Here is a 13,587-nt window from a genome sequence, read left to right on the forward strand (position 1 = left end):
GGCACGCGGCATCGGGCGACATTACGGCGTGTCGAGCGGCTCCACCGTCACACCGACCTTCAGCTCCTGATCCGCACCGCCGCCGCGGATCACACCGCGCAGCGGCGTCACGTCCGCGTAGTCGCGGCCGATCGACAGCATCACGTAGTCGTCGCCCGGCGCGCGATCGTTGGTCGGATCGAGCTGCAGCCAGCCGTTGTCCTCGGGCCATGCCGGGTCGTACACCTCGACCCACGCATGCGACGCATCGGCGCCGATCAGCCGCGGCTGCCCGGGCGGCGGCTGCGTCAGCAGGTAGCCGCTCACGTAACGTGCGGCCAGCCCGAGCGAGCGCAGCGCGCCGATCATCACGTGCGCGAAATCCTGGCACACGCCCTTGCGCAAGCGCAGCGCATCGAGCGCCGATGTCGTGATGTCGGTGCTGTTCGGCGTATAGGCGAAATCGGCATGCACGCGCCGCATCAGGTCCCAGGCAGCCTGCACGAGCGGCCGTTGCGGCGTGAAGCTCGCGGCCGCATACGCGGCGAGTTCGGCGTCGCACGCGACATGCGGCGACGTGAACACGAATTCGCTCGCCGCATCGTAAGGCTGCCCTGCGCGAAACCGCAGGCGATCGCGCACGGCTTCCCACGCAGTCGCCTGTTTCGCGTCGGGATGCGCGATGGCGGGCGGCGGCGCGCCGCGCGCACCGCGCGACCACACGGGCGGCGTCACGCGTACCGTGCTGCGGCTGCGCACGAGCAGCGCGTCATGTGGCAGGTTCAACGCGAACGATGCGCGCGCGTTGCCGAATGCGTCGATCTCGGTACAGACCGATTCCGGCGCGGGATCGATGTCGAGCGCGAACGACAGCACTTGCTGGCGCGGCGTCGCGAGCGGTTGCAGCCGTGCCTGGTGCTGCGCCGATTCGACGCGCGCCGCGTAACGGTATTCGGTGTCGTGCGTGACGCGCAGCAACCGGCCCGGCGCGACCTCGGCGGTCGTTGCTTTCGCGGCCGATGCCGATGCCGATGCGTTCCGTGCATCGCCGGAACCCGGTGGGGCTTTCCCCGCGCCCTTCGTCGTCACCATAACGTCCTGCCCGCCTCGCGTACGTGGCTGAAATAGCGCTCGCCGATCCGGTTCGACAGTTCCCAGACCGCCTTCGCCGTCGTGTCGAGCGCTTCGAGCAGCTTGCCGTGCCGGCCCCCGTCGGTGGTTTCGCACAGCTCGTGCAGCGACCACGCGGGCACGTCCGGAACCGTCTCGGCCAGTTCGGACAACGCATAACCTTCGCTGCGCTCGACCTTCGTCAGCCGGCCCCGCAGCGCCTGCACGACCCAGCCGAGCGAGCGCGGATTGTCGGTATCGAGCACGACGAGCGACAGCAGCGGCGCGACATCGAAGCCGCGCTGGAAACGCGAACGGAACGTGATCGTGCTGTCGAACAACTCCAGCACGAGCTCGAAGCCGTCCTGCCGGTGCACGGCGCCTTCGTCGAACGCGCACTTCAGCACGCTGCACAGGAAGTCCAGCCGGTCGATCTGCCGGCCGATCGACAGCAGCCGCCAGCCGTCGTCGCGCGTCATGTTGTCGGTCTGCGCGCCCGTGATCGCGCCGAGCAGCAGGCCGAGGCGCTCCAGCAACTGCAGCGCGTCGTTGCCGATCTGTTCCTCGGCTTCCGGCTGGCCCGCGCTGTCCGCGAACAGCTGGGTCGCGTCGTCGATCAGGCGCCACTGGTCGCTCGACAGCCGTTCGCGGATCGCGGCAGCCGCGCCACGCATCCCGAACAGGCACGACGCGATGCCCGACGTGCGATCCGCGCCGCGCGTGAGCGACGTCGCGAGCGCGTGCTGGAACGCACGCGGCGCATCGACGGCATTCGGTGCATCGGCCGCGATCAGGCCGGTGTCGCGGCACAGCGTGTCGAGCAGCTCCAGGTGCGCGGGGCTGTCGACGTCGTCCTCGCCACGCAGCCGTTCGAGCGCCGCGCGCGCGAGCCGCATCAGGTTGGTCGCGCGCTCGGTGTAACGGCCCAGCCAGAACAGGTTCTCGGCCGCACGGCTCGCGATCGCGCGCGGCCGTTCGACGAGGTCGTCGGGGCCGAGATGCGTCTGCAGCAGCGTCGTCGAATCGACGATGCCTTCGGTCATCACCCATGTATCGACGGTGCTGCCGCCGCGCGGCATCGGCGCATTGAACAGCGTGTCGCGTGTACCGACCCGTGACAGCCCGCCCGGCAGGAGCCGCCAGCGCTGCGCACCGTCGGCGAGCGCGAAGACGCGCAACAGCACCGGCTTCGGCACGATACGCGCGCCGCCGTGGCCGTCGGGCGCGTCCTGACGCGGCCAGGTCGGCGCCTGCGACAGCGGCAGGTCGGCCTGCACCGTGTAGTGTTCGGGCCGCGCGAGGATCCGCGCGCGCCACTCGGCCAGCTGCGCCTGCGTGAGCCGCGCGCCGATCACCGGCTCGAACGCGCCGCCAGCCTGCACCTCGGGTGGATAGGATGCCTTCACGATGGCGCGCGCGAGTTGCGGCAGCGCGTCGTCGCAGGCCGCCGCCTCGCCGCACCACCACGAATGCACGGCCGGCAGCGTCAGCGTTTCGCCGAGCAGCCCTTCCGCGAGACGCGGCATGAAGCCGAGCATCGCTGGCGATTCGAGGAAGCCCGAGCCCGGCGCGTTCGCGAGCAGCACATTGCCCGCGCGCACGGCCTGCAGCAGCCCCGGCACGCCGAGCATCGAATCAGGCCGCAGTTCGAGCGGATCGAGCCACGCGTCGTCGACGCGCCGCAGGATGCCGTGCACGGGTTCGAGGCCGCTCAGCGTCTTCAGGAATACGCGGTTGTCGCGCGCGGTCAGGTCGCCGCCCTCGACGAGCGTGAGGCCGAGATAGCGCGCGAGATACGCGTGCTCGAAATACGTCGCGCTGTGCGGCCCCGGCGTCAGCAGCACGATCCGCGAGTTCTTGCGGGCCGGGCTGAGCGCCTGCATGCTCTGCAGCAGCGCGCGGTACGCGGACGCGAGCCGCTGCACGCGCAGCCCGCGAAACCCGCGCGGAAAGAGCCGCGACACGATCAGCCGGTTTTCGAGCAGGTAGCCGAGGCCGGCCGCGCCCTGCGTGTGCTGCGCGACGATCCGCCACTGCCCGTCCGGGCCACGCGCGAGATCGAACGCGACCACGTGCAGCCAGGTGTCGCCCGGCACGCTCGCGCCGCGCATCGCGCGCAGGTAGCCGGGGTGCCCGGTGACGAGCGCGGGCGGCAGCAGCCCGCGCTCGAGGATCGTCTGCGGCCCGTACAGGTCGGCCAGCGTCGCGTTGAGCAGCCGCACGCGCTGCAGCACGCCGCGCTCGATCGCGACCCAGTCCTCGGGCGTGACGATCAGCGGCAGCAGGTCGAGCGACCACGGGCCGGCCGCGCCGTCGCCGGCGCGCTGCTCGTGCAGCTGGTAGAACAGGCCGTTCTCGCGCATGCGCCGGTGCAGCGCATCGGCGCGGCGATCGAGGTCGGCCACGCCGTCGCTGCCGATCGATGTGAAGAAACTGCGCCACGCGGGCGCGAGCGCAGGCGCGTTCAGGCCGGCCGCGCTGCCACGCAGTTCGTCGTAGCGGCCGGCGGCCGCCGGCGCCGCGAGCGCGGCGGCCAGTTCCGCGGCATCCGGCTGCGCGCCGGTATCGAAAAGCGTGGGCATCGCGTCGAGGGCGGCGAGATGGTCGGTGTTTATGGGCGGCACGGTGTCGTTCCGTCTTCAGGGTGCAACCGTGCATGCGCACGGCCGCACCAGCGGCAGGCTGCTGCGGCGCGCGGCCGCGATCTGCCCGCATCCTAGCATTCCGGCGGGGCGGCCATCACCCCGTTCGCCGGGAGACCGCCCACCGCGCCTCGTCGTCCGCCTCGTCATCGTCCGGTCACGGCCGCCGCAAATCGAGCGTGAACGGGAACTCGCGGCTCGGCGCGGCGGGCGCGACCTCCATCCGCCCCGGCGTATGCCCCATCTCGACGAAGCGTGCGAGCCGGCGGCTCTCCGCTTCATAGGCATTGACCGGGAACGTCGCGTAGTTCCGTCCGCCCGGATGCGCGACGTGGTAGCGGCAGCCGCCGAGCGAGCGCTGCAGCCACGTGTCGACGATGTCGAACGTGAGCGGCGCGTGCACGCCGATGGTCGGATGCAGCGCGGACGGCGGCGACCACGCCTTGTAGCGCACCCCCGCGACGTATTCGCCGACGGTGCCGGTCGGCTGCAGCGGCAACGCGCGGCCGTTGACGGTCACGACGTGGCGGTTGTCGTTCAGCCCCGTCACGCGCACTTCGAGCCGTTCGACCGACGAATCGACGTAGCGCACCGTGCCGCCGGGCGCACCCTCCTCGCCCATCACGTGCCACGGTTCCAGCGCGCCGCGCAGCGACAGCTGCATGCCGTTCACCGCGATCTGGCCGAACAGCGGGAAGCGGAATTCGAAGTGCGGCGCGAACCACGCCGGATCGAACGCGAAACCGGCGTCGCGCAGTTCGGCCAGCACGTCGTCGAAATCCATCTGAAGAAACTCGGGCAGCATGAAGCGGTCGTGCAGCGCGGTGCCCCAGCGCGTGAGCGGCGTCGTGTACGGCGCGGCCCAGAAACGCGCGACCAGCGCGCGCAGCAGCAATTGCTGCACGATGCTCATCCGTGCATGGGGCGGCATCTCGAACGCGCGTAGTTCGAGCAGGCCGAGCCGGCCGGTCGACGAGTCGGGCGAATACAGCTTGTCGATACAGAATTCGCTGCGGTGCGTGTTACCCGTCACGTCGATCAGCAGGTTGCGCAGCACGCGGTCGACCAGCCACGGCGGCATGTCCTGCCCGAACAGCAGCTTGTTGCGCTGGATCTCGGCGAACGCGATGTCGAGCTCGTAGAGCTGGTCGTTGCGCGCCTCGTCGACGCGCGGCGCCTGACTGGTCGGCCCGATGAACAGCCCCGAGAACAGGTAGGACAGCGACGGATGGTTGTGCCAGTACGCGATCAGGCTCGCGAGCAGGTCCGGGCGACGCAGGAACGGGCTGTCGGCCGGCGTCGCGCCGCCGAGCACGAAGTGGTTGCCGCCGCCGGTGCCGACGTGGCGGCCGTCGACCATGAATTTCTCGCTGCACAGCCGCGACTGCCACGCGGCGTCGTACAGGAATTCGGTGTGGTCGACGAGCTCGTCGAAGTTGGCGGCCGGATGGATGTTCACCTCGATCACGCCGGGATCGGGCGTGACCTGCAGCAGCTTCAGCCGCGCGTCGCGCGGCGGCGGATAGCCTTCGAGCACGAGCTTCACGCCCAGCGCGTGCGCGGTCAGCTCGATCGCGCCGAGCAGGTCGAGATAATCCTCGAGCGCGGCAAGCGGCGGCATGAACAGGTACAGGATGCCGTTGCGCACTTCGACGCACAGCGCGGTGCGCGTGATCCATGCGGCCGATTCGAAGCGCTCGGGTACGCGACCCGGGTCGCGCGCGGCAGGCCGACCGTTCCCGGCCGTACCGTCGTCGCGCCACTGCATCACGGTCTGCGCGGACGCCTCGCGATGCACGCCGGACAGGTAGCGCGGCGCATCGGCGGGCCCCGCGTAGCGCGCGCGGATCGCGGCGGCTTCCGGCAGCGCGTCGCGCGGCGCGAACGGATCGCGCTCGACGAGATACGGATAGTCGGCGCGGCTGGCCCACGGCAGCGAATCGAGCGGCAGCCGATAACCCATCGGCGAATCGCCGGGCACGAGGTACATCCGCTCGTCGCGGAAGAACCACGGCCCCGTCTGCCAGCGCGGCCCGTCGAGGCCCGGCGCCGTGTCCACGCGCTTGACCGGCAGCACGTAGCCGACCACGCTGTCGAGCTGCTGCTCGAACACCTTGCGCAGCCGCGCGCGTTCGAGCTCGTCGTCGAGGCGCGAGTCGAACGGGTCGACGTTGACCGGCAGCCGGCGCTCGCGCCACAGGTAGTACCACACGTCCTCGTAGCCGGGCCGGATGAATTCGCCGGTCAGGTTCAGCCGCGCGGCGAGCGCATCGATGAAGCGCTTCGCGTCGTCGGTCGTATACGCGGACGGCTCGCGCTCGTCGGCGAACAGCGACGGGTCGTGCCACACGGGCTGGCCGTCGGCACGCCAGAAGATCGACAGCGCCCAGCGCGGCAGCTGCTCGCCCGGATACCACTTGCCCTGCCCGAAATGCAGGAAGCCGCCGTCGCCGTACTCGGCGCGCAGCCGCTGCACGAGTTCGGTCGCGTAACCACGCTTGGTCGGGCCGAGCGCGTCGGTGTTCCACTCGGCACCGTCGCGATCGTCGATCGACACGAAGGTCGGCTCGCCGCCCTGCGTGAGCCGCACGTCGCCGGCCGCAAGTGCGCCGTCGACCTGCGAGCCGAGCGCCAGTACGGCGTCCCATTGCGAATCCGTATACGGCTTCGTCACGCGCGGCGATTCGTACACGCGCGTCACGGTCATCTCGTGCTCGAACGACACCTCGCACTCGTCGATCAGCCCCTCGACCGGCGCGGCGCTCGTCGGCTGCGGCGTGCAGGCCAGCGGAATGTGGCCCTCGCCCGCGAGCAGGCCCGAGGTCGGGTCGAAGCCGATCCAGCCGGCGCCCGGCAGGTACACCTCGCACCATGCGTGGAGGTCGGTGAAGTCGACCGACGTGCCGCTCGGGCCGTCGAGCGACTTCACGTCGGGCGTGAGCTGGATCAGGTAGCCCGACACGAAACGCGCGGCGATGCCGAGATGGCGGCACAGCTGCACGAGCAGCCATGCGCTGTCGCGGCACGAGCCGGACGCCAGCTCGAGCGTCTGCTCGGGCGTCTGCACGCCCGGCTCCATCCGCACGAGATAGCCGATGTCGCGCTGCAGCTGCTGGTTCAGCGCGACGAGGAAGTTCACGGTGCCGGCCGGCGTGCGATCGACGCCTTCGACGTACGCGCGGAACAGCGGCGCCGCGCTCGTCTGCGGGTCGCATGCGAGATACGGCGCGAGTTCGGTCTTCAGCGCATCGTCATAGCTGAACGGGTATTGCTCCGCGCTCGCCTCCAGAAAGAAGTCGAACGGGTTGTACACCGACATCTCGGCGACGAGATCGATCGTGATCTCGAAGTGCTCGGTGCGCTCCGGAAACACGAGCCGCGCGAGATAGTTCGAGAACGGGTCCTGCTGCCAGTTGATGAAGTGCTGCGCGGGCTCGACCGTCATCGAATACGCGAGGATCGGCGTCCGGCAGTGCGGCGCGGGCCGCAGCCGCACGACCTGCGGGCCGAGGTTGACGAGCCGGTCGTAGCGATAGCGGGTGGTGTGATGCAGCGCGACGTGGATGGACATGGGAGCTCGGTTCGGGTTGGGCCGGCCGCGCGCCGCGTCGCGTTCAACGCGACGCGGCGGCCCGGCCTGGCGGATTCGGCGAAAGCGCGCGTCGGGTCAGACGAGCTCGGGTGTCTGCACGACGCTGATCTCGACGCCGACCGCCGTCGCGCCGAGCCCCGTCACCGGCTGCGCGTCGCGATAGTCGAGGCCGACCGCGATGCGCACGTAGCGCTCGTCCGGGCAGCGATTCATGAACGGATCGAACCCGACCCAGCCGAGCCCTTCGACATAGGCCTCGGCCCACGCATGGCCGGCCGGCTGCTGCATCAGCCCGGTCGCTTGCGGCTGCGCACCGAGCGACGGCTGCGGCAGCCCCTGCGATTGCGCGGCGTGCGACGCGCCGAGCACCTGCTGCATGCCCTCGCCGCTCTGCAGCGCGAGCGCTTCTTCCGCCTCGTCGTCACCCAGGTTCTGCTTCGCGTCGGCGATGCGCTGCATCGCGCTGTCCGCCAGCACGTAGCCCGAGATATAGCGGGCGGGAATCTTCAGCACGCGTGCGGCCGCGATGAACGCATGCGCGTGGTCGCGGCTCGTGCCCTCGCCGCTTTGCAGCGCGGTTTCCGCGTCGACGGGCGCGTCGGCGGCCAGGTTCGGCGCATACGCGATGCGGTCATGCACTTCCGTCATCAGCCAGTGCAATGCGTCGAGGCCGCGCGGGTCGATGGGCAGCGCTTCCGTGAGCTCGCGCACGGAGTCGCCGGCCTTCGTGAGCGCGGTCTCGCGTTCGAAGATCCACGGCGGCGCATAGCCTTCAGGATTGCCGAGAATGCCGGCGCGGTCCTGCGTCTCGACGACGCCGGCCGCGACGACGACGATCTCGGCCTTCGCGCCGCGCTCGTGCCGCACGAGGTCGATGCGGTTGCCGAGCCCGTCGGCGTACGACAGCGACGGCTCGACGCCGTCGATCGTGACCTGCCACGCGCGCACCGTCTGCCCGGGGCCCGATTGCGGGCGCAGCCGCAGCCGTTGCAGCGCATGGGTGGCTTGATCGTCGAACTGATAACGCGAGATGTGTCGAATGGCGAGTCGCATGGCAAGTCTCAGTCGAAGTTGTAAGCCTGGGCGATTTCGATCCCGAGGCTGTTGTTGCGGCCGATGAAGTCGGTCAGGAATTCGTGCAGGCCGCTCTTGAAGATCCGCTCGACCGACGTATCGGACAGCATCTGCAGGATCTTCGTGGCCGTGTCGTGACACGGGTGTGTCACGCCGTAATCCTTTGCGAGCAGGTTCAGGCTCGACACGACGCGCCCGTAGCAATAGCGCAGCGAACGCGGCATGCGGCCGTTCAGGATCAGGTAGTCGGCGATGTTCATCGGCTTGTACTGCACGTCGTACACCCAGCGGTACGAACGGTGCGCGGCGACGCAGCGCAGGATCGTCTCCCACTGGTAGTTGTCGAGGATCGTGCCGACGTGCGACACCGACGGCAGCAGCAGGTGGTATTTCACGTCGATGATGCGCGCGGTGTTGTCGGCGCGCTCGACGAACGCGCCGATCTGCGCGAAATCGAAGATCTCGTTGCGCAGCATCGTGCTGTAGAAGCTGCCGAGGATCAGCGCGGTTTCGCGCTTCACCTGGTCGAGCACGGCCGGCAGCTCGCTTTCCGGCACCGGCTGCGCGAGCGCGCGGCGCAGCGCGAGCCAAGCGCCGTTAACGCTCTCCCACGCCTCGCGCGTAAGCGCCGTGCGCACCATCCGCGCATTCGAGCGCGCCGCCTCGATGCACGACAGCACGCTCGACGGGTTGTCTCGGTCGCGCAACAGGTAGTCGGTCACGGTATCGGCCGCATACGCGTCGTATTTCTGCCGGTAACCTTCATCCGTGCCCGAGCTGACGAGCACCGACGACCATTCGGCCGGCGCGTCGGACGTGCGCGTGAGCGCCATCCGCAGCCCGGCATCGACGATGCGCGCGATGTTCTCCGCGCGCTCGATATAGCGGTACATCCAGTAGAGACCGCTTGCAGTACGTCCCAGAAGCATCTCGTGTCCACTCCGTCTTCGTTCGGTTCGCGCGCCGGCTCCGGCGCGCGCGGTAGCATCCGGCTCAGTCGGCCAGCACCCAGGTGTCCTTGGTGCCGCCGCCCTGGCTCGAGTTGACGACGAGCGATCCCTCCTTCAGCGCGACCCGCGTGAGCCCGCCCGGGGTGATGCGGATCCGGTCCGACACCAGCACGAACGGCCGCAGGTCGACGTGGCGCGGCGCAAGGCCGGCGTCGGTCAGGATCGGCGTCGTGGACAGCGCGAGCGTCGGCTGCGCGATGTAGTTCGCGGGGCGCGCGCGCAGCTTCGCGGCGAAGGCCTCGATCTCCGCTTTCGACGCGGCCGGCCCGACCAGCATCCCGTAGCCGCCCGAGCCGTGCACTTCCTTCACGACCAGTTCGTCGAGATGGTCGAGCACGTACTTCAGGCTGTCGGCCTCGCCGCAGCGCCAGGTCGGCACGTTCTCCAGCAGCGCCTTGCGGCCCGTGTAGAACTCGACGATCTCCGGCATGTACGAGTAGATCGCCTTGTCGTCGGCGATGCCCGTGCCGGGCGCGTTCGCGATCGTGATGTTGCCCGCGCGGTAGACGTCCATGATCCCCGCGACGCCGAGCACCGAATCGGGGCGGAACGTGAGCGGATCGAGGAACGCGTCGTCGACGCGGCGGTACAGCACGTCGATCGGCTGGAAACCTTCGGTCGTGCGCATCGCGACGCGGCCGTCGATCACCTGCAGGTCGCTGCCTTCGACGAGATGCACGCCCATCTGGTCGGCGAGGAACGAATGTTCGTAGTACGCGGAGTTGTGGATGCCCGGCGTGAGCACGGCGACGGTCGGGTTGTCGGCGTTGCCGCCCGGCGGGCATACGGCCGCGAGCGACTGGCGCAGCATCTGCGGATAGGTTTCGACCGGGCGCACCTTCACCTGCTGGAACAGCTCCGGGAAGAGCTGCATCATCGTTTCGCGGTTTTCCAGCATGTACGACACGCCGGACGGCGTGCGCGCGTTGTCTTCCAGCACGTAGAACTCGTTTTCGCCGGTGCGCACGATGTCGACGCCGATGATGTGCGTGTAAACGTTGCCGGGCGGCCGGAAGTCGATCATCTCCGGGATGAACGCTTCGTTGTGCGCGATCAGGTGCTTCGGCACGATGCCGGCGCGCACGATTTCCTGACGATGGTAGATGTCGTCGAGGAAGGCGTTGAGCGCCATCACGCGCTGCTCGATGCCGAGCGACAGCCGGCTCCATTCCGTGCCCGAGATGATGCGCGGGACGATGTCGAACGGAATCAGCCGCTCGGCGGCCTCCGCGTCGCCGTAGACGGCGAACGTGATGCCCGTCTTGCGGAACACGCCTTCCGCGTCGTGGGCTTTCTGGGCGAGGCTCGCGGGATTCTGCGTGTCGAGCCACTGCTTCAGGCGCGCGTAAGGCGCCCTTACCATGTCGCCGGATTGCAGCATTTCATCGAATGGCTTCATCGATCTTTTTCTCCATCGATCGTTTCCCCGGCATTGCGCATGCCGGACCGGCGTAACGACTGCGTTGCAAGGAACGTGCCTTGCGGGCTCCCTCGATAATCCCCCCTTTTTGCGCCGTGCCAGGCACGCCCGGCCGACATTGCGCACCACGGTGGTGCAGCGCCCGGCGCGACGTGCAACGACGGTGCGTCGCAGGCGCGCACGGCCGATGCTGCGCCGCGACTTCCGAACATAGTTCCCCCGCGTGTCACGAATGTGCAATCTGCACTGCACAAAAAACGGCGCGACCCGGCACCGGGCCGCCACAATGGAGGCGGGCCGGCACGCACACGGCGCAACCGGCCCTGGGGGAAGTACCGTCTGCGGCGCGCCGGCAGTTCGATGCTGTGAACTGTCCGGTTAGCCGGATCCGGCACCTCAACGCTATGCAGCCGTAATCCCGCCGACAACGCCCATGCATATTTCGACTGACACCGATCGAAAAAAAACATCGGGCCGACCCACGCGAGGCGCGGTACGCTAGAAAATTGGTGCAGCACGGGGTGCCGCCCTTCAGGCGCCCGACTATAAAAAGCGAAGATCGAAATGGAAGCAAAGTGGCTGGAAGATTTCCTGAGCCTTGCGGATACCAAGAGTTTTTCCCGGGCCGCACGTCACCGGCACCTCACGCAGTCGGCATTCAGCAGACGAATTGCCGCACTCGAAACCTGGATGGACGCGAAGCTGGTCGACCGGAGCATCAACCCGATCACGCTGACGCCGGCCGGCCAGATGTTCCGCGGGCTCGCCGCGGACATCCTGCGCAGCATGTATGCGGCGCGCAATCTCGTGAACGGCTACGACCAGTTCGCGGCCAGCGATCAGGTCGTGCGTTTCGCGGTCGCCCATACGCTCGTCTTCACGCTGTTCCCCGAATGGCTCAAGCAGCTCAACGGCGAGGTCGGCCACGTGACCGCGCGCGTGAACGCGGTGAACGTACCGGAGGGCGTGCAGCAGCTCGTCGAAGGTGAATGCGACCTGCTGCTCGGCTATCACCATCCGCAGTTGCCGATCGTGCTCGACCCGAACCACTTCCCGTTCGTCAGCCTCGGCGTCGAACGGATCCTGCCCGTATCGACGCCCGATGCACGCGGCAAGCCCGTGTTCCAGCTGCCGGGCACACCCGACGCACCGCTGCCGCTGCTCGCGTATTCGTCGGGCGCGTTCCTCGGCAACATCGTCGAGATGCTGCTGCTGAACGCAACCGAGCCGTACGTGGTGCACCGGTGCTTCGAGACGCACATGTCCGAGGCGTTGAAGGGCATGGTCGTGGCCGGGCACGGGATCGGCTGGCTGCCGGAAAGCTGCGTTGCGAAGGAGCTCGCGGAAGGCACGCTCGTATGCGCGGGTTCCGGCGACTGGATCACCGAACTCGAGATCCGCCTGTATCGGTCGGCCCGCAAGCGCGGGCTCGCGGCCGAGCAACTGTGGACGTACATCATGAACCGGCCGCGCGCGGCGGTCGAAGGTGCACTCGGCGCGGACGAACAGGCATCCGCGCCGGCGATGCGCATCGCGCGGCGCAGCGCGGGCGCCAACCGCTGATCTTCGCGATTGTGATCTTGATTGCGTTCGCGTTCGCGTCGTGTCCGGCAACGACGCGAACGCAACCGCGAATTTCAGCCATGCGGTATGCGCATGCATCCGCGCCGCTTCCCGGCGAACGCGACCCGCTTTTCCGCCAGCAAATAGCGATCCCGTCGCAACCCGAAAAATAACGCGACAGACCGGTAATCGTTATCAGTGGAATCGCAAACGTTTGCATTTCGTGACTCGATTCTTTTACATCCGGCACGATGCACCGGAATATTCCATCTGATTATCAGAACAGAAACACCCTGTTACAGAACAAATTAAAAGTTTCGATTCACCCGCAACACTCTAAAATACTAACAACGTCACGCCGCCCTTTTCATTTCGCTCGACCTGTACCCGAACCGACATCGATCCGCCGCACACACAGCCGCAAACATTTCTTTTATCAGTCGTTATTTTTCGGCACGAATGTCGATACGACAGACGTGATTCAATGCGTGCGGGATCATCGCTACCGAATAGCAATATTCATATTCGGCAATATCGACTTTCTTCAGTATTAAGAGAGTCAAACAAATCCGTCCTTATCCTGTGTAAATAGGATATTTCACCGCCGTCCCATTCGGGCCACACGCGATTGTTGGTTCGCAATCCATCGTGTATCAATAGCGTGTCGCAAAAAGAACGCTGGCAGATTTGACTCGGAATAAATACTCGTCATTGATTCCGGAACGGAGGTTGCAATGCCTTCCTCGATTCGACAGCACGCTCGCCCTTTCCTGAGCGCCGCCCTCTCCGCGCTCTGCATGAATGCAACGGCCCAGACGCCTGCGTCGGGGCCGGGCGACGGGCGCTACGTGATCTCGTATATCTGCGGCGACGCGCGGATCGACGGCACGGCGCCGCTGCCTCCCGACGGCCGGCCGTACAACCTGGGCGTGTCGTTTGCTTCGGCCAGCACCGGGCAGCCGCTTGCCAATGTGCAGGTGCGGCTGCGCCGCCATGGACGCGTGCTCGTCGAGTTCAACGCGTCCGGGTCGCGCTGCCTGTTCAGCGTGCCCGACGCAAGTTACCGGGTGGAGGGAACGTACCAGGGAGCCACCCAGTTCGCGATCGTGGAAACCGGCGCACTCACCACGCAGTTGCGATGGTAAGTCCCGCCTGACCCCGCCCCGATCACGCCATTCACCGCCGCGCATCGAATCG

At 67.8% G+C, this 13,587-nt stretch carries 8 protein-coding genes; 2 read left to right on the top strand and 6 right to left on the bottom strand.

Annotated elements, in window-relative coordinates:
- Positions 1–21: 21 nt before the first annotated feature.
- The 6 genes from L810_RS30550 to L810_RS30575 form a co-directional block, all read right to left on the bottom strand.
- On the bottom strand, positions 22–1,071 hold the full coding sequence (locus tag L810_RS30550) for a transglutaminase family protein (RefSeq protein WP_021162093.1): 1,050 nt from the start codon (positions 1,069–1,071) through the stop codon (positions 22–24).
- Positions 1,065–3,671 carry a circularly permuted type 2 ATP-grasp protein gene (locus tag L810_RS30555; RefSeq protein ID WP_042976774.1) on the bottom strand — a complete coding sequence of 869 codons (2,607 nt, stop codon included), beginning with the start codon at positions 3,669–3,671 and terminating at the stop codon, positions 1,065–1,067. Before L810_RS30555 ends, L810_RS30550 begins: the two co-directional genes overlap by 7 nt.
- 217 nt (positions 3,672–3,888) lie before the next feature.
- Positions 3,889–7,302, bottom strand: a complete 3,414-nt coding sequence (locus L810_RS30560) for a transglutaminase family protein (protein ID WP_021162094.1) — start codon at positions 7,300–7,302, stop codon at positions 3,889–3,891.
- A gap of 96 nt (positions 7,303–7,398) precedes the next feature.
- Positions 7,399–8,376 carry a transglutaminase family protein gene (locus L810_RS30565; protein ID WP_021162095.1) on the bottom strand — a complete coding sequence of 326 codons (978 nt, stop codon included), beginning with the start codon at positions 8,374–8,376 and terminating at the stop codon, positions 7,399–7,401.
- A gap of 8 nt (positions 8,377–8,384) precedes the next feature.
- Positions 8,385–9,326 (bottom strand): alpha-E domain-containing protein, encoded by a 942-nt coding sequence (locus L810_RS30570; protein WP_021162096.1) that lies wholly within the window; start codon positions 9,324–9,326, stop codon positions 8,385–8,387.
- A 64-nt stretch (positions 9,327–9,390) separates the two neighbouring features.
- On the bottom strand, positions 9,391–10,806 hold the full coding sequence (locus L810_RS30575; RefSeq protein WP_021162097.1) for a circularly permuted type 2 ATP-grasp protein: 1,416 nt from the start codon (positions 10,804–10,806) through the stop codon (positions 9,391–9,393).
- Between the two features lie 585 nt (positions 10,807–11,391).
- On the opposite strand from L810_RS30575, the gene L810_RS30580 reads away from it, so the two are divergent.
- Both L810_RS30580 and L810_RS30585 read left to right on the top strand, forming a co-directional pair.
- A complete protein-coding gene (locus L810_RS30580; protein WP_021162098.1) occupies positions 11,392–12,390 on the top strand; it encodes a LysR substrate-binding domain-containing protein in 999 nt (332 codons plus the stop codon).
- A gap of 734 nt (positions 12,391–13,124) precedes the next feature.
- Complete coding sequence (locus L810_RS30585) at positions 13,125–13,535, top strand: hypothetical protein (protein ID WP_021162100.1); 411 nt, start codon at positions 13,125–13,127, stop codon at positions 13,533–13,535.
- The last annotated feature ends 52 nt before the right edge of the window (positions 13,536–13,587 follow it).

This window comes from Burkholderia sp. AU4i, from assembly GCF_000466765.1.
Taxonomy (GTDB): Bacteria; Pseudomonadota; Gammaproteobacteria; order Burkholderiales; family Burkholderiaceae; genus Burkholderia; species Burkholderia cepacia.

Coding starts and splice junctions, on each gene's coding strand:
- L810_RS30550 (WP_021162093.1), bottom strand. CDS start 1,071: ATGGTGACGACGAAGGGCGCGGGGAAAGCCCCACCGGGTTCCGGCGAT.
- L810_RS30555 (WP_042976774.1), bottom strand. CDS start 3,671: ATGCCCACGCTTTTCGATACCGGCGCGCAGCCGGATGCCGCGGAACTG.
- L810_RS30560 (WP_021162094.1), bottom strand. CDS start 7,302: ATGTCCATCCACGTCGCGCTGCATCACACCACCCGCTATCGCTACGAC.
- L810_RS30565 (WP_021162095.1), bottom strand. CDS start 8,376: ATGCGACTCGCCATTCGACACATCTCGCGTTATCAGTTCGACGATCAA.
- L810_RS30570 (WP_021162096.1), bottom strand. CDS start 9,326: ATGCTTCTGGGACGTACTGCAAGCGGTCTCTACTGGATGTACCGCTAT.
- L810_RS30575 (WP_021162097.1), bottom strand. CDS start 10,806: ATGAAGCCATTCGATGAAATGCTGCAATCCGGCGACATGGTAAGGGCG.
- L810_RS30580 (WP_021162098.1), top strand. CDS start 11,392: ATGGAAGCAAAGTGGCTGGAAGATTTCCTGAGCCTTGCGGATACCAAG.
- L810_RS30585 (WP_021162100.1), top strand. CDS start 13,125: ATGCCTTCCTCGATTCGACAGCACGCTCGCCCTTTCCTGAGCGCCGCC.